Origin of the sequence: Enterobacter mori (assembly GCF_025244905.1) — a bacterium.
Taxonomy (GTDB): domain Bacteria; phylum Pseudomonadota; class Gammaproteobacteria; order Enterobacterales; family Enterobacteriaceae; genus Enterobacter; species Enterobacter mori_A.
This window is the reverse complement of the sequence record NZ_CP104285.1, coordinates 4,679,508-4,704,211: the sequence shown is the minus strand read 5'-3', so window position 1 is coordinate 4,704,211 and position 24,704 is coordinate 4,679,508. Positions and strand designations below refer to the sequence as shown.

The following is a 24,704-nucleotide window of genomic DNA, read 5'->3' as shown; positions in this document are numbered from 1 at the left end:
GTTTGCGGGGGATGTTTGTGATCCTGTTTTGTAGTGCGATTAATCCGTGTACAATAACGCGCTATTTCTAAATGCCTGAGGCAAAGTTGTGATCGAAAAATTGCGTAACATCGCCATCATCGCGCACGTCGACCATGGTAAAACTACCCTGGTTGATAAGCTGCTGCAGCAGTCCGGTACATTTGATGCTCGTGCCGAAACTCAAGAACGCGTGATGGACTCCAACGATTTGGAGAAAGAGCGTGGGATTACCATCCTCGCCAAAAACACCGCTATCAAATGGAATGACTACCGTATCAACATCGTTGATACCCCAGGGCACGCCGACTTCGGTGGTGAAGTTGAACGTGTAATGTCCATGGTAGACTCCGTTCTGCTGGTCGTTGACGCAATGGATGGCCCAATGCCCCAGACGCGCTTCGTGACCAAAAAAGCGTTTGCTCATGGTCTGAAGCCAATTGTTGTTATCAACAAAGTTGACCGTCCTGGCGCGCGTCCTGACTGGGTTGTTGATCAGGTCTTCGACCTGTTCGTTAACCTCGACGCGACCGACGAGCAGCTGGACTTCCCTATCGTTTACGCGTCTGCGCTGAACGGTATTGCAGGTCTGGACCACGAAGACATGGCTGAAGACATGACCCCGCTGTACCAGGCGATTGTTGACCGTGTTCCTGCACCAAACGTTGATCTCGACGGCACCCTGCAGATGCAGATCTCTCAGCTCGACTACAACAACTACGTTGGTGTAATCGGCATTGGTCGTATCAAGCGCGGTAAAGTTAAGCCTAACCAGCAGGTGACTATCATCGATAGCGAAGGCAAAACCCGTAACGGTAAAGTCGGTAAAGTACTGACTCACCTGGGCCTTGAGCGTATCGATAGTGACATTGCTGAAGCTGGCGATATCATCGCCATCACCGGTCTGGGTGAACTGAACATCTCCGACACCATCTGCGATCCGCAGAACGTCGAAGCGCTGCCAGCCCTGTCCGTTGATGAACCAACCGTATCCATGTTCTTCAACGTCAACACCTCTCCGTTCTGTGGTAAAGAAGGTAAGTTCGTTACCTCTCGTCAGATCCTTGACCGCCTGAACAAAGAGCTGGTGCACAACGTTGCGCTGCGCGTTGAAGAAACGCCGGATGCAGACGCATTCCGCGTTTCCGGTCGTGGTGAGCTGCACCTGTCAGTTCTGATCGAAAACATGCGTCGTGAAGGTTTCGAAATGGCGGTTTCCCGTCCGAAAGTTATCTTCCGCGAAATCGATGGCCGTAAACAAGAGCCGTTCGAGAACGTAACGCTGGACGTTGAAGAGCAGCATCAGGGTTCTGTGATGCAGGCTCTGGGTGAGCGTAAAGGCGACCTGAAAAACATGAATCCAGATGGCAAAGGCCGCGTACGTCTCGACTACGTGATCCCAAGCCGTGGCCTGATCGGCTTCCGTTCAGAGTTCATGACCATGACTTCTGGTACCGGTCTGCTGTACTCCACCTTCAGCCACTACGACGATGTTCGTCCGGGCGAAGTCGGCCAGCGTAACAACGGCGTGCTGATCTCCAACGGTCAGGGTAAAGCGGTTGCGTTCGCACTGTTCAGCCTTCAGGACCGCGGTAAGCTGTTCCTGGGTCACGGTGCAGAAGTTTACGAAGGCCAGATCATCGGTATTCACAGCCGTTCTAACGACCTGACTGTAAACTGCCTGACCGGTAAGAAACTGACCAACATGCGTGCGTCCGGTACTGACGAAGCAACGGTTCTGGTTCCACCGATCAAGATGACCCTGGAGCAGGCTCTGGAATTCATCGATGACGACGAACTGGTAGAAGTGACTCCACAGTCAATTCGTATCCGTAAACGTCACCTGACCGAGAACGATCGTAAACGTGCTATGCGCGGTGCGAAAGAAGAGTAATTCACTCCTCTTTAAGTCTCTAAAACCCCGTCCTTGTGGCGGGGTTTTTCTTTTTCTACGTTGTGTCCCTCTCCATAGCCAAACCTTATCTTTCCCGCTACAGTTACTTTTCCACGGCGCAAAGGAGATAAACATGCTTTATATCTTTGACTTAGGAAATGTCATCGTCGATATCGATTTTAACCGGGTGCTGGGCGCATGGAGCGATTTTAGCCGTGTTCCGCTGGCGACGTTAAAACAGAATTTCGCGATGGGTGAGACATTCCACCAGCACGAACGCGGTGAAATCAGCGATGAAGAATTCGCAGAGCGTTTCTGCCATGAAATGGATCTGCCGTTGAGCTATGAGCAGTTTTCACATGGCTGGCAGGCCGTATTTGTTGCGATCCGCCCGGAAGTTACCGACATCATGCATAAACTGCGCGAGCAGGGGCATCGCGTGGTGGTGCTGTCGAATACCAACCGCCTGCACACCACGTTTTGGCCGGATGAATATCCGGAGATCCACGCGGCAGCAGATAAAATTTATCTCTCCCAGGAGATGGGCATGCGCAAGCCTGAAGCGCGTATTTATCAGGCGGTTCTGCAGGAAGAGGGATTCTCCGCGGCCGATGCGGTCTTTTTCGACGACAACGCCGATAATATAGAGGGAGCTAACCAGTTAGGTATCACGTCAATTCTGGTGACCGGAAAAGAGACGATACCGAACTATTTTGCGAAGCAGTTATGCTAAAAACCGTTCATCAAAAAGCCACGCACCATACTCGGCCGCTCCGGGCATGGCTGAAACTGCTCTGGCACCGCATTGATGAGGACAACATGACGACGCTGGCGGGGAATCTCGCCTATGTGTCGTTGCTCTCATTGGTGCCGCTGGTGGCGGTCATCTTTGCCCTGTTTTCCGCGTTTCCGATGTTTGCAGATGTCAGCCTGCAGCTTCGTCATTTTGTTTTTGCAAACTTCATTCCGGCCACCGGCGACGTTATTCAGAACTATATTGAGCAGTTTGTCGCCAACTCCAGTAAGATGACGGCGGTGGGCGCCTGCGGCCTCATCGTCACGGCGCTGCTTTTGATGTATTCCATCGACAGTGCTCTCAACACCATCTGGCGAAGCAAAAAAATCCGTCCTAAGGTTTACTCCTTTGCCGTGTACTGGATGATTTTGACCCTCGGTCCGCTGCTGGCGGGGGCGAGCCTGGCGATAAGTTCCTATCTTCTTTCTCTGCGCTGGGCGAGTGACTTAAACAGCGTGATTGATAACGTTCTGCGCATCTTCCCGCTCATTTTATCGTGGCTCTCATTCTGGCTGCTTTACAGCGTGGTGCCGACGACGCGCGTACCTAACCGTGATGCCATCGTGGGGGCGCTGGTCGCAGCCGTCCTCTTCGAGCTGGGCAAGAAAGGATTCGCGCTTTACATCACCATGTTCCCGTCTTATCAGCTGATTTACGGCGTGCTGGCGGTGATCCCCATTTTGTTTGTCTGGGTCTACTGGACCTGGTGTATCGTCTTGCTTGGTGCCGAAATAACTGTCACTCTCGGAATATACCGCGAACTTAAAAAAGCAGCAGAAGCTGAAAAACAACAAGAAGCAGACCAACCATGATTGCATTGATACAGCGCGTAACCCGTGCCAGCGTCACCGTGGAGGATGAGGTGACGGGTGAAATCGGCCCAGGACTTTTAGTGTTGTTAGGTGTCGAAAAGGATGATGACGAACAAAAAGCCAACCGCCTGTGCGAGCGCGTGCTGGGCTACCGCATCTTTAGCGATGCGGAAGGCAAGATGAACCTCAATGTCCAGCAGGCGGGTGGAAGCGTGCTGGTGGTGTCCCAGTTTACGTTGGCCGCAGATACCGAACGCGGCATGCGGCCTGGTTTCTCTAAAGGTGCTGCGCCAGAACGCGCGGAAGCCCTTTACGAGTACTTTGTTGAGCGCTGCCGTCAGCAGGAAATGAATACGCAAACCGGACGATTCGCTGCAGATATGCAGGTATCGCTGGTGAACGATGGCCCCGTCACATTCTGGCTCCAGGTATGAGCCAACTGGCGGCGCGGCCGCGGGTAACCAGAGAGAGTACAGCTATGTATCACCTTCGAGTACCGCAAACGGAACAAGAGTTAGAGGTCTATTACCATTTCCGCTGGGAAATGCTGCGCAAACCCTTACATCAGCCAAAAGGGTCTGAACGCGACGCCTGGGACGCGATGGCGCACCATCAAATGGTGGTGGATGAAGAGGGTAACCTCGTCGCCGTCGGGCGTCTGTATATCAATGCCGACAATGAAGCCTCTATTCGCTTTATGGCGGTTCACCCGTCTGTGCAGGATAAAGGGCTCGGCACCCTGATGGCGATGACGCTGGAGTCCGTCGCCCGTCAGGAAGGCGTTAAGCGCGTCACCTGTAGCGCCCGTGAAGACGCCGTCGAATTCTTTGCCAAACTCGGTTTTGTTAACCAGGGCGAAATCACCGCCCCGCAAACCACGCCGATTCGCCACTTTTTGATGATTAAACCCATCGCCACGCTGGATGACATTCTGCATCGCGCCGACTGGTGCGGTCAGCTGCAGCAGGCGTGGTATGAGCACATTCCGCTCAGTGAAAAAATGGGCGTGCGCATACAGCAGTACACCGGACAGAAATTCATTACCACCATGCCGGAGATCGGCAACCAAAACCCGCACCACACCCTGTTTGCCGGCAGTCTCTTCTCGCTGGCGACGCTTACCGGCTGGGGGCTTATCTGGCTGATGCTGCGCGAGCGCCACCTGGGCGGCACCATTATCCTTGCCGATGCCCATATCCGCTACAGCGCGCCGATCAGCGGCAAGCCGAGCGCGGTAGCTGACCTTGGCGCACTGGGCGGCGATCTTGACCGCCTGGCACGTGGACGCAAAGCCCGCGTGCAGATGCAGGTAGAGCTGTTCGGTGATGAAACGCCGGGCGCGGTGTTTGAAGGCACCTACATCGTTCTGCCTGCGAAGCCGTACGGTGCGTATGAAGAGGGCGGGAACGAGGAGGAGTAGCCTCTTCCGTTTTTATCGCCGGGCGGCACTGATCCGCCAGGCGATATCCCGCATCACGTCCCTCGCCGACTGACTCACGCCGCCAAGCTGAAAGAAACCGTGTATCACACCCAGCCACCGTTGGGCCGTGCACGTCACCCCCTGCTCTGAAAGATGCCGATACAGCATCTCGCCCTCATCACAGAGCGGATCATACTCAGCGGTAACAATATGCACTGGCGGAAGTCCGCAAAAATCATCCCGCCACAGTGGGCTGGCTTCTGGATGTTGGCGATCGGTGCTGGCCAGATACATTTCATACCCGCTGAGCAGGGTGTCGCGAGTAATGACATAATCCGCGCCGTTGAGAATATAGCTTTCAAAACGAGCCGTCGCGTCGAGCATTGGGTAGATCAGGATCAGCTGTGCTGGTTGCCAGACACCTTTCGCTTTGAGCCGCAGAGACGTCACCAGCGCCAGGTGTGCCCCTGCACTGTCTCCGCAAAGGGTTATCCGGTTTCTGTTAACCCCAAGCCTGTCGGCATACTGCCAAACTAAATCTGCCCCTCTTTCAGCGTCGTCATGTGCGGCGGGGAAAAGATGTTCTGGCGCAAGCCGGTACTGCACCGCAACGATACGGCAGTTGCCTTTAAACGCCAGCTGGCGAAGCTGATTATCATGCGTTTCAAACCCACCGCTGACAAAACAACCGCCGTGATAGTAGATGGCTGCAGGTAAGGTTTCGGGTGCATTGAGAGGTGAAAACACCCGAAAGGTCATCTCCTCAAGAACGAGCGTTTCAACAATGACGCGATTTTCAGTCTCACCGGCAAGTTCTGTGCTCGCAATATACCCGGCTCTGCGGTCATCAATACTTTGCTTTCGCGGGGAGGGCCGTCCTGCCGCAATAAAATCCTTAACAAGCTTATCAATACCCTTTTCCAGCGCCATGGCTACGTCCTTACACTGTATTTATATACAGCTTTATAGCCTGGTTTACGGCAGATGAAAACAGAGAAATTTGCGGGTGTGAACATTCTGGAAAGCGGCTCGCAAAACCTGCAACTACCCTGGCTATATCCTTTAACTCTGTTTTTAATGTGGATATATTGCCTGAAAATTAACCGCGGATGATATACTAAGGTGATATATGAGTCTTTTGGCGGACCTTGATATGGGCAGAATACTGATCGATTTGTCTGATGACGTGATTCAACGACTGGATAACCTGAAGCAGTTACGCAACCGGCCCCGCGCCGAATTGCTGCGGGAAGCCATTGAGCAATATCTTGACCAACAGAGTTCATCAGTTATCCGCGATGCGCTTGGCCTGTGGGGAAACCAGCAGGAAGATGGGCTTGAGTATGAACGCAAGCTGCGTGAGGAGTGGTAATCATGGAGCACATGGCAGTGTTTGATACCAATATTCTCATCGATCTTTTTAATAATCGCGTTGAGGCTGCTGATGCGATTGATCGCACAGCTTCGCATCGCGCCATTAGTCTAATCACCTGGATGGAAGTTATGGTGGGCGCGCGCAAGCACGGCCATGAAGCGAAAACGGCAGCTGTCATGGGGGCTTTTGAAATTATTGATGTTACGCGGGAAATTGCTGAAAGAAGCGTATTACTTCGTGAACGGCACGGGATGAAACTGCCTGATGCTATCATTCTGGCCACAGCTCAGTGCAGAAATTGCCCGTTGATTTCTCGAAATACGAGGGACTTTCAGGGCATTACTGGGGTCGTTTCACCTTACCAGCTGTAGGCCGGGCAAGCTCGCGCCGCCCGGCACTGTCAGAGGAAATTACTCCCCTTCACCCGGGAACAGGAACGGGTTAATCGAGCTGCGGGCAAAGCCCTCCTGCTCCATCTTCGCGTCCAGAATCAGCGAGGCGAGATCGTCGGCCACCGCTTCGACTTTCGGGTCTTTTTCCTGATACAGGATCTTCAGGTAAGTGCCGCAGTCGCCGCAGCTTTCCGCTTTCACCGCCGCGTCTTCATTTTCCAGCGACCAGTAGTTCAGATCGCGGGTCTGCTCGCAGTTGCTGCACTTGATGCGCACCACGTGCCACTCGGTTTCACACAGGTTGCAGTGCAGGTAGCGCAGCCCCTGAGTGGTGCCAATTTGCACCATGCTGGAGACCGGCATTGAGCCGCAGACCGGGCAGAACTGACGCGCTTCACCGTATTCAGCGCGGGCTTTGCCCGGGATCAGGCTTGCCATTTGCGCCCAGTAGAGCGACAGCGCAGCCCAGATAAACGGCGCTTTATCGCTGCTAACCAGAGAGAAGTCAGAGGCAAACAGCGCGCTCGCCATCTCTTCCAGCTCCAGGTCAGAGGCTTTTTCCAGGTTCTCGATCACCGACAGCGCAGTACCGCTCATCTCGGGCTTCAGCTCGGCAATGAGCGAATGCAGCAGCTTCTGCCAGTGCTTGTCGCGCGGCAGGACGTGAATGTCCAGCGGCGGCTTGCCCTGCGCGTTGGCTTCTTTGATGCGCACGGTCAGGTCCATTTGCAGAGGGTGGTCGTACAGCACCACTTCCTGCGCGTGGGCGACCAGCGCGGCAAAGCGCAGAAAATCGCCCAGCGGGTTGTTCTCTGCCAGCTCGCGCAGACGCTCTGCGCGGCGGTTGTAGAGGTTCTTGAGTCTGGGGAATAACAACGGCGGAATATAATCCGCCGTGCGTTTCTCGCTCGACCCCAGCTCATCTTGCGGGATTATGCGAATACTCATTCAGATGACTTTTCCTGTTTCTGGCGGACTTCACGGTACCAGCGTGGGTGATGTTTCTTCGCCCACGTGCTGGTTACCCATCCTTCCACCATCGCGGTAATGGTGCCTTTCACCCAGAGGGCGGCGTAGATATGCACCATGATAACCACAATTAACGCCACTGCGGCAAATGAATGCAGCATCAGCGCGAATCGGATCACCGGGATTGAGAAAGCAGGCGCAAAGTACGGACGCCAGATGATCACGCCGCTCACCAGCAACAGGACCAGGAAGATAATCGCCGCCCAGAATACGCATTTCTGGCCGAAGTTATAACGCCCGGTATCACCCACTTCCTCGTTGACGACGATCTTACGAATATTCTTCGCCCAAAAGATATCATCCCGATTGATTAGGTTATGGTGCCAGTAGCGGAAAAACATGATGATAAACGAGGCAAACATCACCACACCCACGAACGGGTGCAGGATGCGCGCCAGCTGCGGCGTGCCCAGTATCTGCATCAGCCAGTTGAAGGACGGGAAGAAGAACCCCAGCCCGCTTATCGCCGCCAGCATGAAGCAGAAGGCGGTGACCCAGTGGTTGATGCGTTCCGGCGCGGTGTAGCGCACGATGGTGTCACGTTTTCTCATTTGCGCACCTCGTCTTTCTCTTCATGCAGGTTGTCGTCTTCCTCTTCCGCGCGGTTCGGACCGACACCGACGTAGTGGAAGATGCTCGCTGCGAAGGTGGCAGCAAAACCGACCGCTGCCAGCGGTTTCCAGATGCCTTTCCAGAACTTCACGGTGGCGCTGATTTCCGGGTTCTCCGGCAGGCCGTGATACAGGTTCGGCTTGTCGGCGTGGTGCAGCACGTACATCACGTGCGTACCGCCAACCCCGGCCGGATCGTACAGGCCCGCGTTGTCGTAACCGCGGGTTTTCAGCTCGCCCACGCGCTCTGCCGCCAGCGTTTTCATATCCTCTTTAGAGCCAAAGTGGATAGCGCCGGTTGGGCAGGTCTTCACGCATGCAGGCTCCTGGCCGACGTTTACACGGTCAACGCACAGCGTACATTTGTAGACGCGGTTGTCTTCCGGGTTCAGTCGCGGCACGTCGAACGGACAGCCCGCGATGCAGTAGCCGCAGCCGATGCACTGTTCGGACTGGAAGTCGACGATGCCGTTGGCATACTGAATAATAGCCCCTTCTGACGGACATGCCTTCAGGCAGCCCGGATCCGCGCAGTGCATACAGCCGTCTTTGCGGATAAGCCATTCCAGCTTGTCGTTCTGCTCCACTTCCGAGAAACGCATCACCGTCCAGGACTTGGCGGTCAGGTCCGCCGGGTTGTCGTACACCCCGACGTTGTGACCCACTTCGTCACGCAGATCGTTCCACTCTGAACACGCCACCTGACAGGCCTTACAGCCGATACAGGTGGTGACGTCGATAAGCTTCGCCACTTCCTGCTGGTGGTCCCGCGCCTGCGGCGCGGGCGTGAAACTGTTTGTCGCGGAACGACGGATAATGTCTTGAGATTGATAAGCCATAAGTCGTCTCCGTTACACCTTTTCCACGTTCACGAGGAAGGCCTTAAACTCCGGCGTCTGCGTATTCGCATCGCCGACGAACGGCGTCAGGGTGTTCGCAATGAACCCTTTCTTCGCCACGCCCTCATAGCCCCAGTGAATCGGGATGCCGATGGTATCCACCTGCTGACCGTGAACGTTCAGCGTGCGAATACGCTTGGTCACCACCGCCTTGGCTTTAATGTAGCCGCGGTTAGAGGAGACCTTCACGGTATCGCCATGGGCAATGCCGAGCTTGTTCGCCAGCTTCTCGCCGATCTCCACAAACTGTTCCGGCTGCGCGATGGCGTTAAGCAGCGCGTGCTTGGTCCAGTAGTGGAAGTGCTCGGTCAGACGGTAGGTGGTGCCCACGTACGGGAACTTGTCTTTTTTACCCAGCGCTTCAAAGTCGCCCTTGAAGATACGCGCGGCCGGGTTAGAGACCACGTTCGGGTGCAGCGGGTTAGTGCCCAGCGGCGTCTCAAACGGCTCGTAGTGTTCCGGGAACGGACCTTCCGCCATCTTATCGATAGCAAACAGGCGGCCCATCCCTTCAGGCTGCATGATAAACGGCCCAACGTCGCTGCCCGGTGCGGCAGTGCTGTAGTCCGGAATATCCACGCCGCCCCATTTCGCGCCGTCCCACTTCAGAAGCTGACGCTTCGGATCCCACGGGTTGCCCTGCGGGTCAGCGGATGCGCGGTTATAGAGGATGCGGCGGTTGAGCGGCCACGCCCAGGCCCAGCCCAGCGTATTGCCAAGGCCTGACGGGTCGGCGTTATCGCGGTTGGCCATCTGGTTGCCTTTCGGCGTCCAGCTACCGGCAAAGATCCAGCAGCCGCTCGACGTCGTACCATCATCACGCAGATGCGCGAAGGTGCTGAGCTGATCGCCTTTCTTCGCCAGCACGGTACCGGTGGCCGGGTCAATAACGTCCGCCAGCGCCTTACCGTTGCTCTCCATCGCCACTTCTTCCGGCGCTGGGTTTTCCGGCGTCGAGTAGTTCCAGGTCATGTTCAGCACAGGCTCAGGGTTCGCGCCGCCTTCTGCTGCATACATCTTACGCAGGCGTAAGAAGATACCGGCCAGGATCTCGCCGTCGTTCATGGCGATGCCCGGGGCGTCCGCGCCTTTCCAGTGCCACTGCAGCCAGCGTCCGGAGTTGACGATAGAACCGTTCTCTTCCGCGAAGCAGGTAGACGGCAGACGGAACACTTCGGTCTGAATCTTCGATGGATCGACGTCGTTCGATTCACCGTGGTTCTGCCAGAAGGTTGAGGTCTCGGTGTTGAGTGGGTCAATCGTCACCAGGAACTTCAGCTTCGACAGCGACTCAACAACCTTGTTCTTGTTCGGGAACGAGGCAACCGGGTTGAAGCCCTGGCACAGATAGCCGTTCACTTTGCCCTGGTGCATCATCTCGAAATACTGCAGAACGTCGTAGCCTTTGTCCCACTTCGGCAGCCAGTCAAAGCCCCAGCTGTTTTCCGCCGTCGCTTTGTCGCCGTAGAAGGCTTTCATCAGCGAGACGAAGAACTTCGGATAGTTGCCCCAGTAGTTCACCTGGCCTTCGAGTAACGGTTTTGGCGTGCTGGCCGCCAGGTAGGTTTGCAGGTCGGTCTGTTTCTCACTCGGCAGGTTCATATAACCCGTCAGGCTTTGCGACAGCAGGCCGAGGTCGGTCAGACCCTGAATGTTAGAGTGACCGCGCAGGGCGTTCACGCCGCCGCCTGCCATACCCATGTTGCCGAGCAGGAGCTGCACCATCGCCATGGTACGGATGTTCTGCGCGCCGATGGAGTGCTGCGTCCAGCCGAGGGCGTACAGGAACGACGCGGTTTTGTCTTTGGCGCTGGTCTCTGCGATCAGCTCGCACACCTTCAGGAAGTCCGCCTTCGGCGTCCCGCAGATGTTTTCGACAACCTCCGGCGTGTAGCGGGAGACGTGCTCTTTCAGCAGGTTCCACACGCAGCGCGGGTGCTGCAGGGTGGTGTCGCGCTTCGCAAAGCCTTTTTCATCCAGCTCGTAGTTCCAGCTGGTTTTGTCGTACTTGCGTTTTTCAGCGTCGTAACCGCTGAACAGGCCATCTTCGAAGTGGTAATCCTCACGCACGATCAGGCTGGCGTTGGTATAGGCTTCGGTGTATTCGCGGTTGTATTTTTCGTTGGTCATCAGGTACAGCAATACGCCTGACAGGAAAGTGATGTCAGTACCTGAACGAATAGGGGTGTAGAAATCCGCCACTGACGCCGTACGCGTAAAGCGGGGATCGATCACAATCAGTTTCGCACCGTTGTGGATTTTGGCTTCCATCGCCCAGCGGAACCCAACAGGGTGCGCTTCAGCGGCGTTACCGCCCATCACCACAATGAGGTTGGCGTTCTTGATGTCGACCCAGTGGTTGGTCATCGCACCGCGACCAAATGTTGGAGCAAGACTTGCTACCGTTGGTCCGTGTCAGACACGCGCCTGGTTGTCGACCGCGAGCATACCGAGTGCACGCGTAAATTTCTGGGTTAAATAACCGGTTTCGTTGCTGGAAGCAGAGGCACACAGCATCCCGGTGGAGAGCCAGCGGTTGACCGTGACGCCGTCGGCGTTCTTCTCAACAAAGTTGGCATCGCGGTCTTCTTTAATATGTTTTGCGATGCGGTCGAACGCCTCTTCCCAGCTGATTTGCTGCCATTTGTCGGAGCCAGGCGCGCGGTATTCAGGGAATTTGAGACGGCTTTCGGAGTGGATAAAGTCCACCAGACCGGCCCCTTTCGGGCACAATGCGCCGCGGTTGACCGGGTGATCCGGGTCGCCTTCGATATGGAAAATAGACGCTTTGGCGTTTTTAGCACCGTCGCCGAGGCTATACATTAACAGCCCGCAACCGACAGAGCAGTACGTACAGGTATTACGGGTTTCACGGGTGCGCAGCAGTTTATACTGCCGCGTTTCCGCCAGCGCTACGCCGGGCGCAAAGCCCAGTGCCGCTGCCGTGGTGCCTGCCATACCGCCAGCGCAGATCTTAAAGAACTGCCTTCTGCTGACCTGCATGGGTCACTCCTTGTTTCGACATTGCTTACATATGGTGTTTTAACTTCGCGGTTGAGAATTGACCGCAAAGGAGAAAAATTTGCGTTAATCCCTCATTTCCACGAGGGATATCACCAGAATACCACAATGTCGGTACGACTGTTCCAATGGCGTTAAAACAAAGTGAACGTATTATCACCCTGTTGACTATAAAGTGTGATATCAATCACATTATTAACCCCGCTTGTTAAAGGGGTGTAGCATGCGTTTTGTTGTACCTCTCACAAGTGAGTAGGTAAACTTGATGCTGAAAAGTTGATCCATACTATGCGTAAGCCCTGTTGTTTGTGATGCAATAGCAGGCTCACCTCCGTGGTTGTTCAGGAATACCGTCGTGTCTAAACAAAACCGTGCTACCCACCCGTCACCACTGCCTGCAGGCGTTGTGGAACGGGTGGTACACAGACCGCCCCACATTACCCATGCCATGCCCGATTTTCTGGCGGAAGAGGTGCCCGTTGCCCTGGTTTACAACGGCATTTCGCACGTGGTGATGATGGCTTCGCCGAAAGATCTTGAGCTGTTCGCCATCGGTTTTTCCCTCTCGGAAGGCATCATCGACCATCCGCAGGAGATCTACGGCATGGACGTGGTGAAGGCGTGTAACGGCCTTGAAGTGCAAATTGAGCTCTCCAGCCGCCGCTTTATGGGGCTGAAAGAGCGTCGACGCGCGCTGGCTGGACGCACCGGCTGCGGCGTGTGTGGTGTTGAGCAGCTCAACGATATCGGCAAGCCCGTTACGCCACTGCCGTTTACCCAGACGTTTAATCTCGCCAACCTCGATAAAGCACTGGAACACCTCAACGATGTACAGCCCATCGGTCAGCTGAGCGGCTGTACGCACGCGGCGGCGTGGGTTCTGCCATCGGGCGACATTATCGGTGGTCATGAAGACGTGGGCCGCCACGTGGCGCTGGACAAGCTGCTCGGTCGCCGCGCGCGTGAAAGTGACGTCTGGCAGCAGGGGGCGGCGCTCGTTTCCAGCCGCGCCAGCTACGAGATGGTGCAGAAAGCCGCCATGTGCGGCGTGGAAATTCTGTTTGCGGTCTCAGCGGCAACGACGCTGGCGGTGGAAGTGGCAGAACGCTGCAACCTGACGCTGGTGGGATTCTGCAAGCCGGGCAGGGCGACGATTTACACGCACTCACAGCGGTTAATTGTTGATCAGTAATTTTGAAAGAGAATAGCAAATCCTTCCGCTTTTAGTTGTTCGGGATGAGGTCTAGTATTTATCTCATCAAGGCACGGTGCCTTACCTAAACAACTTAATGAAAGGGTTTATATCATGAAAAGCATCAAAACTTTTGTCGCTGTAATCGCTCTGGCTGCTTCTTTCGGTTCTTTCGCTGCGCAAACAGTGACAGCATCTGCCTCTACCCTTGATGGCGCAGAAGCCAAAATTGCTGCACAGGCTCAGGAAGCGGGCGCGTCCTCTTACAAGATTACCCAGGCGTTCTCCGGTAACCGCGTACACATGACGGCAGAACTGAACAAATAAGCCGTACAGCCGCTGTCCCTGGCTCTTCGGAGCGGGGACAGGTTTCCTTTCTGCTGTTCCTTCTCCGAATTCCCCGCATATCATCCTGTCTATTCCTGGCTAACGAAACACTAACTGTAAACGTTTCTCCTCTTTCGTTAATTTTGTTTGAAATTCACCACTCCTATACACAATTCAAATATAAGGTCAGACCAGTTTGTGGCGTGTATCATTAAAATGAATGCATCGTGCCTTTTTGGTTCTCTGTTACCGGTTTTATATTCAATTTAAATATAATTGATCTTGGGTTTTAAGGAATTCCTCAGGCGTAAATCCTAAAAGAATTTTGAAGTATTGATTGGGTTTATCTGAGATGCTATTTTTCAAAAAATAAAATATTTGAAGTAATAACCCCCGAGCCAGATATCCATTATCTGGTTTATTTTGTTTTTCACTTATATAAGGAAATAAAATGAACGCGATGTTTAAAAAAGGGTTGCTGGCCTCCGTGCTGGCTGTAACAGCGTCTTCTGCAATGGCGGCATCCAGTGTTGATATTCGGGTTACCGGTAAAATTGTGCCAGCCTCCTGTACGCCGACATTCACCAGCGGTGGTGGTATTGCTGATTTCGGCACCATTAAAGTGGCATCATTGAATGATACTACGATGACGGCCCTCCCGGATCTGAAAACTATCCCAATTACGATCACCTGCGAAGAAGCCACCCGTATTGGTGTGACCTTCAACGATGCGCATGCTGATTCCGCGCCAACGGCAACCCTGCCGATCGCTTATCCTGATACTGATTTTGCTCTTCAGGTTAAATTCACCTCTGGCCTGGGTATGTATAACGATAAGAAGATTGGTGCTTATTCAATGGGCATTCAGAAGGATGCGGGTACTGTAACCAATGATAAGGGTGAAAATCTTTACCCAATTTTCGCGACTGATGCAAGTGCAACTTCAGGTTGGGGAGATAAATCCGGAAGTCATTATCTGCAAGTTGTGACGGATAAAAGTGAGACGTACTCTTTCACCAATGTATCAAACGGCACTTCACCTGTTGCGCAGAAACAGGTCAATTTTACCGTTGGCATTATGGCGCAGATCAACCCAACCAATGATCTCCATGTTACCGATGAAGCGACGCTGGATGGTTTAACCAACGTTGAGCTGGTTTATCTGTAATAGCGTTATCGTAAACACTCCACGTCAGTGGAGTGTTATTACAATATTAATGGACTAATATTATGCTGCTTTTAACCAGAACGCTGATTTGCGCTTGTTTGCTAGCCTCGTTTAATATTTTGGCTGCCGGAATGGTACCAGAAACGTCATTGTTGATTGTGAAAGAAGACGAGCAGGGCGCCAGCATGGACGTCAAAAACACGGACGGCGACGCACAGCTGCTGTATACCAAACTGATTGATTTACCCGATGACCCAAAACCCGGCCTGATTGTGACGCAGCCTGTGGTACGCGTGGATGCAGGCAAAACCCAGCGCGTGCGCTTTGTGCTGAAAAGCAGCGTTGAACCGCTAAAAGTGGAACATTTAAAGCGCGTTATTTTTACCGCCATTCCCCAGCGTGAGAAAAATAAAGTCAAAGTGAGCTTTAGTCAGAATCTTCCCGTTATTATCCGTCCGGCAGGACTGGCGGTTAATCTGGAACCCTGGAAGGATCTGACCTGGCAAATCAGTAATGGGAACGTTACTGTTGAGAACAAAACGCCTTACGTTGTACGTATGGAGCAAAAAGCAAAGTTAATACCCTCGGGTAGTTTTGTAGCGTTTCCTAAAACCTATATATTACCGGGCGAAAAAATAACGGCCAGCTTTAAAGGAAAAGTCACGTCGTTAGAAAAGCAAATTGAAATATACCCTGCTACACGTTATGGCTATAAAGCGCAGAGTTATATTGCCGAACTGAAATAACAACCGCAAATTTAACAGCACATGGAGTAGTTATGTTAAAGGTTTCCTGTAAAAAGGGAATGCTGGCATTTTGCCTTACGGCGCTGGCTTTCAGTATCCGAGCGGAAATAAATCCTTCCGCAAATGAATCGGTAGATTTGGCAAGGGCGATATTTGATACCGATGCATTAAAAAATCAGGGCCTTGATCCTACAATAGCTGATTACTACTCCGTGTCTCCTCGTTTTGCTCCCGGCTACCATAACGTCACCGTAAATATTAACGGCAAGCAGCGTAGCCTTATGCCGGTAAAATTTGATGAAGAAGGTTCGCCCTGTATTGATAGCGAGTTTTTGGAAAATGCCGGTTTGCTTAAAAAAACCAGACGCGGCACCTGTCCTAAAATTCATCAATACTGGTCTGGCTCGACGATTGAGTCTTCCCCGGATATCGAAGAGATATCGGTTGTCGTTCCACCGGAAGCGTTAGATCCTAATTTTGGGCGTCAGTATGCGGAAGTGCGCGGCGGGCGTGCGGCAATGCTGAATTACTCCATGTTCGGCACCCATAATCAGTTTGACGATGTGAATGCAGATCGTTTTCAGTCAACCTTTGAACTGGGCTTTAATGCCGGGGACTGGATTGTACGTAGCACACAGTTCATCAGCGACGGTAGCGATCAAAGCTTTGACGTTGATTCACTTTATACCTACGCCCAGCGCACCTTTACCGATTATGGCGTGATGGTGCAGGGCGGCCAGATTAACGTGGCCAACAGCCGCTTCAGTATTCCGTCTATTTATGGGGTGCAGATGATGCCGGATAACGCACTTCTGCCTCAGGCGGGGACCGGGGTGGAAGTCACCGGTATCGCCCGCAACCCGCAGGCACGCGTGGATATCCGCCAGGGCGGGCAGTTGATTTACTCAACGCTGGTACCGGCCGGGCCGTTTAATCTTGACGACGTGCCGCTGGCCAACCTCAATACCGACCTGAACGTGACGGTGACAGAGACTGACGGGAGTGAAAACCGCTTTACCGTTGCGGCGAGCACCTTCCGCAGCAATCACGTGGGCCGCGCGCCAGGCTTTACGATGGCAGTCGGACGCGTTGAAGACGACATGGATTCGCGCTTTGAAAATCCGTGGGTAGTCTCCGCCAACAACGGCTGGTCCATCAACAAGCGCATGAACTTCCTCGCCGGCATGGTGATGGCGGATAATCACTATTACGGGTTCTCCGGTAACGTGGATACCGTGCCGATGCAGAACCTGTATGCCTCACTCGGTTTTCTGGCGTCGATAGACAATCAGTCGCAAACGGACGGTAACAAAACCACGCTCGACCTGGGATATTCTTTGCCGTGGGGCATCGGCCTTTCGATGGGCGGCAGCTACGCCACGCCGGATTACCGTGAAATGGCGGAGCTTTACGGTGACGACGACGATATGTCGCAAACCAAGTACGACACCAATGTGGGTATTAGCTGGTCCAACACGACGCTCGGACGCTTTTCCCTTAGCTACTATCGCAACGAGAGCTGGAACAGCGAGTACGACAGCCGCCGCTTCATTTCATCGTGGTCGCAATCCTTTAAATACTTCAGCGTGAGCGTAAACTGGGAATCTGACGTCAGCCGCAGAGACGAAAGCGATAACGACCTGTTTTACGTCAACGTCTCCGTGCCGCTCGGTCGTACTGGCGTTAACACCAGCTCCTGGTATCGTGAAAGTGAAGGTAAAAGCTCCTACGGGACGCGCGCGATGGGAGCGCTCAACGATGCGAACCAGTATATGGTTGGTATCTCTCAGGATCATAACGAGAACACCACCAGTTGGGATAGCTCTCTTAACAGCAACCTGCATTACACCAACCTGGCGCTGGCGGCAGGCGGTGATAACAACAGCAACACCAACTACTCCGCGGCGCTGAGCGGTGGGATTGTGGCGCACAGCGAGGGTGTGACCTTCTCGCCTTACCGCGTGGCTGACACCTATGCCATCGCCAGACTGGATAAACCGGTAGCAGGCATTGAGATTGGCACAACGCGTGGCCCGGTATGGACGGATAAATGGGGCCAGGCGGTGATCCCTTCGCTGTCACCGTTCCGCGAGAGCACGATAGAGGTCAACACGGAAAGTCTGCCAGGCAACCTGGATGTCAGAAACGGCAGAACGACAATTAAGGCTTCTCATGGGGCTGTCGCGAAGTGGGAGTTTGCAACGTTAAGCCAGCGCCGCGTGCTGCTTTCTATCATCCGCGCGGACGGTACGCCGCTGCCGGAAGGTGTCTCAATTGTCGATGGGGCCGGTGAGTACGTGACGACCGCGCCTGAGGACGGGGTGATCTTCCTCAACGATATCTCTGCCAGCCAGCCGCTCTATGCGAAGGTAGATGGGGGACGTTGCAAGCTGACGTATACCCTGCCGGAGGCGGAACCGAATAAATTCTATGAAGAGGTGACAGGGAAATGTCTCTAAATAACGCTCATAAGTACGTGATGGCGCTCGCGTTGCTCTGCGGCACGTTGGGTATGTCAGCGACGGTGCAGGCCGATGACGGCGAATGCGAAATGATGTCTGCGGTAAAGACGGTCGATTATGGCCGCTATCGTAAAGAGGATATGCGGCAAACGTCTGCTGAGCATATGGGCAAAGTGAATAGCGGTTATGCGTCGGTGACGCGTGAATTTCAGGTTTCGGTCCTCTGCCCGGATGCGCGTAAAATGCGCATCTCCATTGACGGGGCCGGGCGACAGAATATGGCGTATCGCTTTACGGATAACGGCGCGATGAAAATCGAATTCAAGGAGGGGCGGGTAGACGGGAGTCCGGTGCAGCTTGCTGCGGTCGATAGTGGTGCGGTTGCTGTTGAGGGGGGCGCATCACAGGTTACGCTGAAGCCTGAAAAAGCACTGGCTGCGGTTAACGGCACGGAAGTGGCGGGCGAACAGTTCACCGCCACCATGATGATCACGACCTATCTTTCTGACGAGGCATTTAGCGTGACCAACACCACGGATTTTAACGAGACGCTTACGCTTAATGTCGATACGCTCCCTGCGAGGTAATCGTGTTATCCCTGCACTTCCGTGCAGGGACAGTTCCCTTTCTTCAGCGCAATAACGCAATAAAGGTCTCGTAGCCGTCCACACGGTCGATCTGCTGCGGCGAATAGCTGCTTAACATGCCGGCCAGAAAACTAAAAACTTTCAGTTCCTGCCGGTTTACCGCACTGGCGCAGGCGATAAGGGCATGCTTCACGGGTTGGCCATTAACGTAAAGCGCGCGCTCCAGCGTAATAAAATATCCGCGAAATGGCCCGGCCGCCTCGCTCCAGCAGTGCGGGATCGCCACGTGGTTGACGATCAGGTTCTCGCCCTCCCGTTCGCGCTGTGCAATGCGCTGCGACTCATCTTTGGTAATTAGCTGCTTTTCAAGGAGCCGCGCGGTAATGGCGGCAATAATTTCTTCCCAGCTCTCGCTGGCGCTGTTTGCGTAGTGAAAAGCCCCCTCGGGCGGGAAAAAGCGCTCGGGCTGCTGGCGAATAAACGCCGACGCCAGGAAATCCTTAATCTGATCGATACCCGCTGCGGTAATGATGTTGCGGATCGCCAGCACGTTACGCAGAGAATCATTCAACAGAAAATGGCTGTTATTCACAATCAGGGCGGGCTGGCATTCTTCCGTCAGGGCCGCAAGTTCATCGGGCGTGAAGGCGACGACGACGCGGCAGTTCATCACCTCTCGCTCAATGGCCATTTTGTTGATGGTCGCAATGGCGTTTTGATCGGCAAGCAGGACGATGGGCGTCCATTCGCTATGGTGCCGCTCCAGCGCACACGCAAAATAGAGGCCGGGCAGATCGCTGTCGATAAGCGGGATGTCGATCTCAGTGCGCAGCTGGTTGATAAACTTTACGCTCAGATCAAACGCGGCAGGCCACGCGGCCTTGAGATTATTCATAGAGCCGGGTCGGCTTTCCGGCAGCCAGTTTGGCATGGCCACGCACCGTTTCAGGTGTGCGGTCAGGTCATCTTTCAACTGAGCGTCAATAATCTGCGGCTGCCCAACGGTGGACAGCCTCGCCAGCCGTTCGGCGACATACTCTGACGTGATGCCGCTGGCGCGCTGTTGTAGCCGACTGAGCGTGATGGCGATGATGTTAATCACCGTCGGGCTGAGCCAGATCCCTGTCCGCTCACAGCAGTCGCGAAGCGCGTCAGAACCGCTGGCACCGGCTGAAGCGGGAAGCTGCTGGCGCAGGGCGTATCCGGCCAGTACCACGCTGACACGATAATCCGTCTGAATATCCGGCCACGCCGTCAGGCACTGGCAGTGCGCGTGCAGCATGGGCAAGGTTGCCGGGGCGATCCCCGCCAGCGGAAACACCAGCGGGTCCTTTTTAAACAGGTTGGCCAGCAGGATCAGGCGCTTATCCGGGTCGACATCGATGAAGTACCCGGCGCCGGGACGGCTGGCGAGCAGAAAGGCGCGCGCATAGCGCTGCCGCAGTCGCGGAAGACGCTCGGCGATCCAGGCATCGGGAAGGTTAAGCGCATCCGCGAGCTGCGCGCGGGACATCACCGGGTGGATCAGCAGCAGCGCCAGCAGCCGGTCATCATTATCATGGCGCTGCAACAGCCGGAAATACTGCTTTCTGTCAGCAATATCCAGCTGGTACAGGGCGCTGCCCGTCGCCCTGATCCGCGCCGTGCCGCTGAGGGTGAAATTGATGTAGTCGATATCCCGCAGGATGGTGCGGGCAGAAACGCCGGTATGCTGGGCCAGGCCGCTGAGCGCCGCAGGCTGCGACTCCAGCGCATCGAGTAAAGCAAACTGACGTTCGTTGAGCATGGCGGGTCCTTAGCGAAAATCCGTTAGCGCGGCGACCTGCGTTTCATCAAGCGACATCAGCAGGTCATGCACCATGTCCAGCGCCGCGTCATAATCCTTTTGGGAGATCATACCGCTGTTGGCATGCAAATACCGTGTTGGCAGACAAAGCGCCACCACCGGCCGCCCGCCGCCCATCACGTTATAACGCCCGCCGTCGGTCGCACCGGTTTTCATGGTGCTGAACTGCAGCGGCGCTTGCGCGGTTTCCGCGCTCTGTTTGAGTAAAGCAAGCAGCTTCTGGTTAGGGAAATAGCGTTTATCGAACAGCATCACGCCGGGGCCGTGGCCGACTTTCAGCGGATATTTCACGCCGTCGATGCCGGGCACATCGCCCGCGACGGCGGTATCGAGCACGATAACCACGTCGGGTTTGACGCACTCGGCGGAGGTTTGCGCCCCGCGTAAGCCAACCTCTTCCTCGACGCTGCCCACGCCGTACAGGCGGATATTGGGGTTATTGACGCCGATCAGCAGTTCGGCCATCAGGGCGCAGCCCACGCGGTTATCCAGCGCTTTGGCGACGATTTTGTCCTCTCCCCAGCGGGCAAAGTTGGCCTCGGGGCTGACAAAATCGCCCATCCGGATGCCGCATTTTTCTACCTCTTCGCGGCTGTTCGCGCCAATATCGATAAACATCTCATCAATATTCATCGGCTGCTGTTTCTGCTTTTCGCTCAGCGCATGGGGCGCAACGGACCCGATAATGCCCGGGATTTTCTTGCCTTCACGGGTGCGGAGGGTGACCCGATGGTTAAGCATCGACTGGCTCCACCAGCCGCCGACGGTGTCAAACCGGATAAACCCCGCCTCGGTGATGTGGGTGACCATAAAGCCCACTTCATCCATATGCCCGACGATAGCCACCTTCGGCCCGCGTGAACCTTTGCGGGCGATGACGCTGCCCAGCCCGTCGAAGGTGATTTCGTCGGCATGGCGTTGCAGGGCGTCGATCAGGATGGTGCGGACTTCCTGCTCATCGCCGCTGACCGCGCTGGCATCGCAGAGCGATTTCAGTAACTCAATGTTCATGTGCAACCTCCTGACGGGCGGCTTTACGCTTCAGCCACCAGCCCTTTAACACGATAATTAACGTAATGTTTATCGCCAGACCGATGCCCAGCACCAGATAGAACGCGCCCGCCGGAGACATCAGGCCAATCAGCGGGTCAAACACGCCCAGCCCCGGCGCGAGACGCTGGAGGCCAAACGAGAGGGTCAGCATGCCCGCAATGCCGCCGCTGAGGGTATTCGCGGTAAGCATCGGCAGCGGCGCCGCCAGCGCGTAGGGGATTGCCGGTTCGGTGGCGACGGTAGCACCTACCACGATGGCGCTGCTGGCCGCCGCTTTTTCCTGTTCGGTAAACAGCTTCGGTGCCAGATAAGTGGCGATACCTGCGGCAACGGGCGGCATCAGCGCCACCACGCCGACGATGGCGTACCAGTCGTAGATGTGTTTTTCCAGCAGCGAGAAGCAGAAAAACCACGCGGTTTTATTGACCGGGCCGCCCATATCAAACGCCAGCATCGCGCCCACGAGGAACGCCGCGCCAAGCTTCATCGACGGTGGAATGGTATTGAGGAGGTGCAGCAGGCCGCCCATCAGATCGGACATCAACGGGCCGATCGCGTAGTAAGTCAGCACACCGAAGACGAGAAGCGTCACAAACGGGATCAGCATCGAGCCGAGCAGCGGCTGCAGCGCCTTGCCGAGCCTGAGCTTGCGAAACCACAGCACGAAGTAGCCTATTGCCAGCCCCAGCACGACTGCGCCAAGGAAGCCCGCGCCGGACTGCGTGCCGAGCAGCCCTTTATCGTTCGCCAGATAACACACCAGAAAAGCCGGTGCGAATGCCGGTTTATCGCCAATCGACAGGGCGATGTACGCGCCCATAATAGGGATCATAAAGGTAAAGCCGAGATAACCGATGGACTCCACCACCCAGGCAAACGAAGGCGCACCTTTCGCCATATCGGTATAGGGCAGGCCAAGCTGGACCAGCATATTGGCGAGCGCCACCAGAATACCGCCGCCGATCACAAACGGCAGCGCGGCAGAGACGCCCGCCATCAGGTGGCTCATCACGCTGCCTTTCTGCACATCCTGTTTGCCCAGCTTTACGCCGGTATCGGCGGCGAAACGCTGCGACTGAGTGGATAAGTTGTCAAAAATAGCATCGATATTCTTCAGCGCGTGTGAAATTGGGATCTGGAAAACCTGCTTTCCGGCAAAACGGGCGCGATCGTCGGCGCTAAGCCCGCGACCGGTTGCCAGAATCACGTAGTCCGCTTCACGGATAGCCTCATCGCTCAAATGATTTTCCACCCCGCTGGAACCCTGGGTCTCAACCTGAATGGTATGCCCTAAAGCTCGCGCCTTTCGCTCCAGCGCCTCGGCCACCATATAGGTGTGCGCAATACCTGCCGGACAGTTGGTGATGGCGACTAATCGTAAGGACGTCATGGTTTGCTCCTTATTCGCTCAGCGTCTGGTTGAGCAGCGTGAGGATCTGCTCCTGACCGCCCTGTTTGAGCTGTGAGATAAATTCCGCGTGAATAATCTTCCGGCACAGGGTGCCAATCAGCTTCACCTGTCCGTCTTCCCCCTGTTGCGGCACGCCAAGGCAGATCCAGCAGGTTACCGCTTCGCCGTCGCTGGCTTTCCAGTCGACGCCCGAGGCGTTACGCGCAAACAGCACGAAGGGCTGCTTTACCACAGGGCTTTTGCCGTGGGGGACGGCGACACCCGAGCCAAAGCCGGTGGAGTGCAGCTTTTCGCGCAACAGAAGCGTTTGTAAGAACGCGCCGCGGTCGCTGACGAAGCCATTTTTCCAGGCCATGTCTGCCAGCGTTTTGAGGATGGAATAGGGGCTGTTGCCCTGAATATTGAGGTCGATACAGTCGGCTGTCAGGTGCGCCATCGCGTCACTCCGTTGAGAATTGCGTAACCTGATTCTACGGGTGAGGCGATTTGAGGCTGAGCGTGAAAATGTCAGCCGGGCGTGACAAGACAGCACCGAACGGAAGCGGAAAAGTGTGGGCGAGGCCACATACCGGAGGGGACTGATTTTCCTGACGAATATGACATCGTCAGGAAGGGAGGTGGATCAATGTATACCGGCCAGCCGCAGCAGCGCCGTCACGATTGCCGCCGCGATAATCACCACGATCAGCGGCATTTTTCGCCAGGCTAAAAACACCGCAAAGGCCACGCCGAGCACGCGGGCCATGCCGGCGAAATGCTCCCCTTCATAGAAGGTGGTTGCCAGCGCCACGGAAAACAGCAGCACCGTCGCCGCATCCGACAGCAGCGCCTGAGAGCGTTCGGACAAGGCCAGCCGACTGCCAAGCTTCGCTCCGCCAAGGCGCATCAGGTAGGTTCCCGCCGAGAGAATGGCGATGCCGAGAATAAATAGCGTCATGTTTTCCATTATTTTTTCCTCGCGGCGAGGCCGAGTAAAGAGAGCAGCACCGGCAGGCCGACCGGGGCAAACGGCACGGCGGCCAGCGACAATACGGCACCGCTACAGGCGCGGATCAGCGTGGTGCGGTTTTTAAACGCCGGTACCACTAACGCCAGCAAAATAGCGGGGAAAACCGCGTCCAGCCCAATGGTTTCCGGGTCTGGCAGCAGTTTGCCGACCAGGGCACCCAGCAGCGCGCCCAGCGGCCAGATGATTGCCACGCCCAAACCGCACAGCCAGTAGGCCGCTTTACGCTGCTCGGCGGTTTTCTGCGACAGGCCAAAGACCACGCTTTCGTCGTTCATGATGTGGCAGCCCAAAAAGCTCAGGCCGCGCTTGCCCACCAGTTCCCGCACCGTCACGCCAAACGGCACGTGGCGGGCGTTGACCAGCAAACCGGCAGCCGCAGCCGCCAGCGGATTGCCGCCGCTCGCCACAATGCCGATAAACATAAATTCCGATGCGCCCGCCAGCACGGTAAGGGAGAGCACAAACGGCACCCACAGCGGGAAACCGTAGGCCATCGCCAGCGAGCCATAGGACATCCCGACCACGCCCACCGCGAGGCAAACCAGGATGATTGCTTTTATCGTGTCGCCTTTCAGGCAGGAGAGATGATGCTTCATACAATTTTAGCCATATCGAACGTGTATCCATTATAATGAA

24 protein-coding genes are annotated in these 24,704 nt (G+C 55.2%); 13 read left to right on the top strand and 11 right to left on the bottom strand.

The genetic code is table 11. The annotated features are described in order from the left end of the window. Positions 1 to 88 precede the first annotated feature (88 nt). The 5 genes from typA (at position 89) to fabY (ending at position 4,940) form a co-directional block, all read left to right on the top strand. The gene (gene typA / locus N2K86_RS22235; RefSeq protein ID WP_260659995.1) at positions 89 to 1,912 is read left to right on the top strand and encodes a ribosome-dependent GTPase TypA; all 1,824 of its coding nucleotides are present in this window, start codon (positions 89 to 91) and stop codon (positions 1,910 to 1,912) included. A gap of 133 nt (positions 1,913 to 2,045) precedes the next feature. Further along, positions 2,046 to 2,645, top strand: a complete 600-nt coding sequence (gene yihX / locus N2K86_RS22230) for a glucose-1-phosphatase (RefSeq protein WP_010436834.1) — start codon at positions 2,046 to 2,048, stop codon at positions 2,643 to 2,645. Beyond that, on the top strand, positions 2,639 to 3,520 hold the full coding sequence (locus tag N2K86_RS22225) for a virulence factor BrkB family protein (protein ID WP_010436837.1): 882 nt from the start codon (positions 2,639 to 2,641) through the stop codon (positions 3,518 to 3,520). The genes yihX and N2K86_RS22225 overlap by 7 nt, the downstream gene beginning before the upstream one ends. Next, positions 3,517 to 3,954, top strand: coding sequence for a D-aminoacyl-tRNA deacylase (dtd, locus tag N2K86_RS22220; RefSeq protein WP_108417975.1), 438 nt, complete (start codon positions 3,517 to 3,519; stop codon positions 3,952 to 3,954). Before N2K86_RS22225 ends, dtd begins: the two co-directional genes overlap by 4 nt. A gap of 44 nt (positions 3,955 to 3,998) precedes the next feature. Further along, positions 3,999 to 4,940 carry a fatty acid biosynthesis protein FabY gene (gene fabY / locus N2K86_RS22215; protein ID WP_260659994.1) on the top strand — a complete coding sequence of 314 codons (942 nt, stop codon included), beginning with the start codon at positions 3,999 to 4,001 and terminating at the stop codon, positions 4,938 to 4,940. A 12-nt stretch (positions 4,941 to 4,952) separates the two neighbouring features. On the opposite strand, the gene N2K86_RS22210 is transcribed toward fabY, so the two are convergent. Continuing rightward, the gene (locus N2K86_RS22210; protein WP_260659993.1) at positions 4,953 to 5,870 is read right to left on the bottom strand and encodes an alpha/beta hydrolase; all 918 of its coding nucleotides are present in this window, start codon (positions 5,868 to 5,870) and stop codon (positions 4,953 to 4,955) included. A gap of 199 nt (positions 5,871 to 6,069) precedes the next feature. Between N2K86_RS22210 and N2K86_RS22205 the strand changes: the two genes are divergently transcribed. Both N2K86_RS22205 and N2K86_RS22200 read left to right on the top strand, forming a co-directional pair. After that, positions 6,070 to 6,312, top strand: a complete 243-nt coding sequence (locus N2K86_RS22205; protein ID WP_010436846.1) for a ribbon-helix-helix protein, CopG family — start codon at positions 6,070 to 6,072, stop codon at positions 6,310 to 6,312. Between the two features lie 2 nt (positions 6,313 to 6,314). Further along, entirely contained in the window at positions 6,315 to 6,686 is a 372-nt protein-coding gene (locus N2K86_RS22200; protein ID WP_260659992.1) for a type II toxin-antitoxin system VapC family toxin, read from the top strand. 39 nt (positions 6,687 to 6,725) lie between these two features. Here N2K86_RS22200 and fdhE read toward each other — a convergent pair whose 3' ends face one another. Genes fdhE through fdnG form a run of 4 tightly spaced genes read right to left on the bottom strand, consistent with a single transcriptional unit; the run spans position 6,726 to position 12,249 of the window. Beyond that, complete coding sequence (fdhE, locus tag N2K86_RS22195; RefSeq protein WP_260659991.1) at positions 6,726 to 7,655, bottom strand: formate dehydrogenase accessory protein FdhE; 930 nt, start codon at positions 7,653 to 7,655, stop codon at positions 6,726 to 6,728. After that, entirely contained in the window at positions 7,652 to 8,287 is a 636-nt protein-coding gene (gene fdoI / locus N2K86_RS22190; RefSeq protein WP_006808711.1) for a formate dehydrogenase cytochrome b556 subunit, read from the bottom strand. Before fdoI ends, fdhE begins: the two co-directional genes overlap by 4 nt. Next, the gene (gene fdxH / locus N2K86_RS22185; RefSeq protein WP_152082874.1) at positions 8,284 to 9,186 is read right to left on the bottom strand and encodes a formate dehydrogenase subunit beta; all 903 of its coding nucleotides are present in this window, start codon (positions 9,184 to 9,186) and stop codon (positions 8,284 to 8,286) included. The genes fdoI and fdxH overlap by 4 nt, the downstream gene beginning before the upstream one ends. 12 nt (positions 9,187 to 9,198) lie before the next feature. Beyond that, positions 9,199 to 12,249 carry a formate dehydrogenase-N subunit alpha gene (fdnG, locus tag N2K86_RS22180; RefSeq protein ID WP_260659990.1) on the bottom strand — a complete coding sequence of 1,017 codons (3,051 nt, stop codon included), beginning with the start codon at positions 12,247 to 12,249 and terminating at the stop codon, positions 9,199 to 9,201. Positions 12,250 to 12,622: 373 nt separating this feature from the next. Here fdnG and fdhD point away from each other — a divergent pair, with 373 nt between their 5' ends. The 6 genes from fdhD to N2K86_RS22150 all read left to right on the top strand — a co-directional run bounded on the left by fdhD (position 12,623) and on the right by N2K86_RS22150 (position 18,749). After that, on the top strand, positions 12,623 to 13,459 hold the full coding sequence (gene fdhD / locus N2K86_RS22175; RefSeq protein WP_216358345.1) for a formate dehydrogenase accessory sulfurtransferase FdhD: 837 nt from the start codon (positions 12,623 to 12,625) through the stop codon (positions 13,457 to 13,459). 114 nt (positions 13,460 to 13,573) lie between these two features. Continuing rightward, a complete protein-coding gene (locus N2K86_RS22170; protein WP_013099352.1) occupies positions 13,574 to 13,786 on the top strand; it encodes a DUF1471 domain-containing protein in 213 nt (70 codons plus the stop codon). A gap of 451 nt (positions 13,787 to 14,237) precedes the next feature. Next, on the top strand, positions 14,238 to 14,954 hold the full coding sequence (locus N2K86_RS22165; RefSeq protein ID WP_260659989.1) for a DUF1120 domain-containing protein: 717 nt from the start codon (positions 14,238 to 14,240) through the stop codon (positions 14,952 to 14,954). Between the two features lie 62 nt (positions 14,955 to 15,016). Continuing rightward, positions 15,017 to 15,700 carry a fimbria/pilus chaperone family protein gene (locus N2K86_RS22160; protein ID WP_260659988.1) on the top strand — a complete coding sequence of 228 codons (684 nt, stop codon included), beginning with the start codon at positions 15,017 to 15,019 and terminating at the stop codon, positions 15,698 to 15,700. Positions 15,701 to 15,732: 32 nt separating this feature from the next. After that, complete coding sequence (locus N2K86_RS22155) at positions 15,733 to 18,159, top strand: fimbrial biogenesis usher protein (protein ID WP_260659987.1); 2,427 nt, start codon at positions 15,733 to 15,735, stop codon at positions 18,157 to 18,159. Beyond that, positions 18,150 to 18,749 carry a hypothetical protein gene (locus N2K86_RS22150; protein ID WP_260659986.1) on the top strand — a complete coding sequence of 200 codons (600 nt, stop codon included), beginning with the start codon at positions 18,150 to 18,152 and terminating at the stop codon, positions 18,747 to 18,749. The genes N2K86_RS22155 and N2K86_RS22150 overlap by 10 nt, the downstream gene beginning before the upstream one ends. Before the next feature lie 43 nt (positions 18,750 to 18,792). On the opposite strand, the gene N2K86_RS22145 is transcribed toward N2K86_RS22150, so the two are convergent. The 6 genes from N2K86_RS22145 to N2K86_RS22120 all read right to left on the bottom strand — a co-directional run bounded on the left by N2K86_RS22145 (position 18,793) and on the right by N2K86_RS22120 (position 24,664). Continuing rightward, positions 18,793 to 20,535: a putative frv operon regulatory protein gene (locus N2K86_RS22145; RefSeq protein WP_260659985.1), complete on the bottom strand. Its 1,743-nt coding sequence runs from the start codon at positions 20,533 to 20,535 to the stop codon at positions 18,793 to 18,795. 9 nt (positions 20,536 to 20,544) lie between these two features. After that, positions 20,545 to 21,606 (bottom strand): aminopeptidase, encoded by a 1,062-nt coding sequence (locus N2K86_RS22140; RefSeq protein ID WP_260659984.1) that lies wholly within the window; start codon positions 21,604 to 21,606, stop codon positions 20,545 to 20,547. Next, positions 21,596 to 23,038 carry a PTS fructose-like transporter subunit IIBC gene (locus N2K86_RS22135; protein WP_260659983.1) on the bottom strand — a complete coding sequence of 481 codons (1,443 nt, stop codon included), beginning with the start codon at positions 23,036 to 23,038 and terminating at the stop codon, positions 21,596 to 21,598. Before N2K86_RS22135 ends, N2K86_RS22140 begins: the two co-directional genes overlap by 11 nt. Before the next feature lie 10 nt (positions 23,039 to 23,048). Then, a complete protein-coding gene (locus N2K86_RS22130; protein ID WP_260659982.1) occupies positions 23,049 to 23,495 on the bottom strand; it encodes a PTS fructose transporter subunit IIA in 447 nt (148 codons plus the stop codon). Positions 23,496 to 23,681: 186 nt separating this feature from the next. Beyond that, positions 23,682 to 24,005 carry an AzlD domain-containing protein gene (locus N2K86_RS22125; protein WP_006179137.1) on the bottom strand — a complete coding sequence of 108 codons (324 nt, stop codon included), beginning with the start codon at positions 24,003 to 24,005 and terminating at the stop codon, positions 23,682 to 23,684. Further along, on the bottom strand, positions 24,005 to 24,664 hold the full coding sequence (locus tag N2K86_RS22120; RefSeq protein WP_260659981.1) for an AzlC family ABC transporter permease: 660 nt from the start codon (positions 24,662 to 24,664) through the stop codon (positions 24,005 to 24,007). The genes N2K86_RS22125 and N2K86_RS22120 overlap by 1 nt, the downstream gene beginning before the upstream one ends. Between the last annotated feature and the right edge of the window lie 40 nt (positions 24,665 to 24,704).

Excerpts from the sequence above, each read along its gene's own strand:
- yihX (WP_010436834.1), top strand. The coding sequence starts at position 2,046 with ATGCTTTATATCTTTGACTTAGGAAATGTCATCGTCGATATCGATTTT.
- N2K86_RS22225 (WP_010436837.1), top strand. The coding sequence starts at position 2,639 with ATGCTAAAAACCGTTCATCAAAAAGCCACGCACCATACTCGGCCGCTC.
- dtd (WP_108417975.1), top strand. The coding sequence starts at position 3,517 with ATGATTGCATTGATACAGCGCGTAACCCGTGCCAGCGTCACCGTGGAG.
- fabY (WP_260659994.1), top strand. The coding sequence starts at position 3,999 with ATGTATCACCTTCGAGTACCGCAAACGGAACAAGAGTTAGAGGTCTAT.
- N2K86_RS22210 (WP_260659993.1), bottom strand. The coding sequence starts at position 5,870 with ATGGCGCTGGAAAAGGGTATTGATAAGCTTGTTAAGGATTTTATTGCG.
- N2K86_RS22205 (WP_010436846.1), top strand. The coding sequence starts at position 6,070 with ATGAGTCTTTTGGCGGACCTTGATATGGGCAGAATACTGATCGATTTG.
- N2K86_RS22200 (WP_260659992.1), top strand. The coding sequence starts at position 6,315 with ATGGAGCACATGGCAGTGTTTGATACCAATATTCTCATCGATCTTTTT.
- fdhE (WP_260659991.1), bottom strand. The coding sequence starts at position 7,655 with ATGAGTATTCGCATAATCCCGCAAGATGAGCTGGGGTCGAGCGAGAAA.
- fdoI (WP_006808711.1), bottom strand. The coding sequence starts at position 8,287 with ATGAGAAAACGTGACACCATCGTGCGCTACACCGCGCCGGAACGCATC.
- fdxH (WP_152082874.1), bottom strand. The coding sequence starts at position 9,186 with ATGGCTTATCAATCTCAAGACATTATCCGTCGTTCCGCGACAAACAGT.
- N2K86_RS22170 (WP_013099352.1), top strand. The coding sequence starts at position 13,574 with ATGAAAAGCATCAAAACTTTTGTCGCTGTAATCGCTCTGGCTGCTTCT.
- N2K86_RS22165 (WP_260659989.1), top strand. The coding sequence starts at position 14,238 with ATGAACGCGATGTTTAAAAAAGGGTTGCTGGCCTCCGTGCTGGCTGTA.
- N2K86_RS22160 (WP_260659988.1), top strand. The coding sequence starts at position 15,017 with ATGCTGCTTTTAACCAGAACGCTGATTTGCGCTTGTTTGCTAGCCTCG.
- N2K86_RS22155 (WP_260659987.1), top strand. The coding sequence starts at position 15,733 with ATGTTAAAGGTTTCCTGTAAAAAGGGAATGCTGGCATTTTGCCTTACG.
- N2K86_RS22150 (WP_260659986.1), top strand. The coding sequence starts at position 18,150 with ATGTCTCTAAATAACGCTCATAAGTACGTGATGGCGCTCGCGTTGCTC.
- N2K86_RS22145 (WP_260659985.1), bottom strand. The coding sequence starts at position 20,535 with ATGCTCAACGAACGTCAGTTTGCTTTACTCGATGCGCTGGAGTCGCAG.
- N2K86_RS22140 (WP_260659984.1), bottom strand. The coding sequence starts at position 21,606 with ATGAACATTGAGTTACTGAAATCGCTCTGCGATGCCAGCGCGGTCAGC.
- N2K86_RS22135 (WP_260659983.1), bottom strand. The coding sequence starts at position 23,038 with ATGACGTCCTTACGATTAGTCGCCATCACCAACTGTCCGGCAGGTATT.
- N2K86_RS22130 (WP_260659982.1), bottom strand. The coding sequence starts at position 23,495 with ATGGCGCACCTGACAGCCGACTGTATCGACCTCAATATTCAGGGCAAC.
- N2K86_RS22125 (WP_006179137.1), bottom strand. The coding sequence starts at position 24,005 with ATGGAAAACATGACGCTATTTATTCTCGGCATCGCCATTCTCTCGGCG.
- N2K86_RS22120 (WP_260659981.1), bottom strand. The coding sequence starts at position 24,664 with ATGAAGCATCATCTCTCCTGCCTGAAAGGCGACACGATAAAAGCAATC.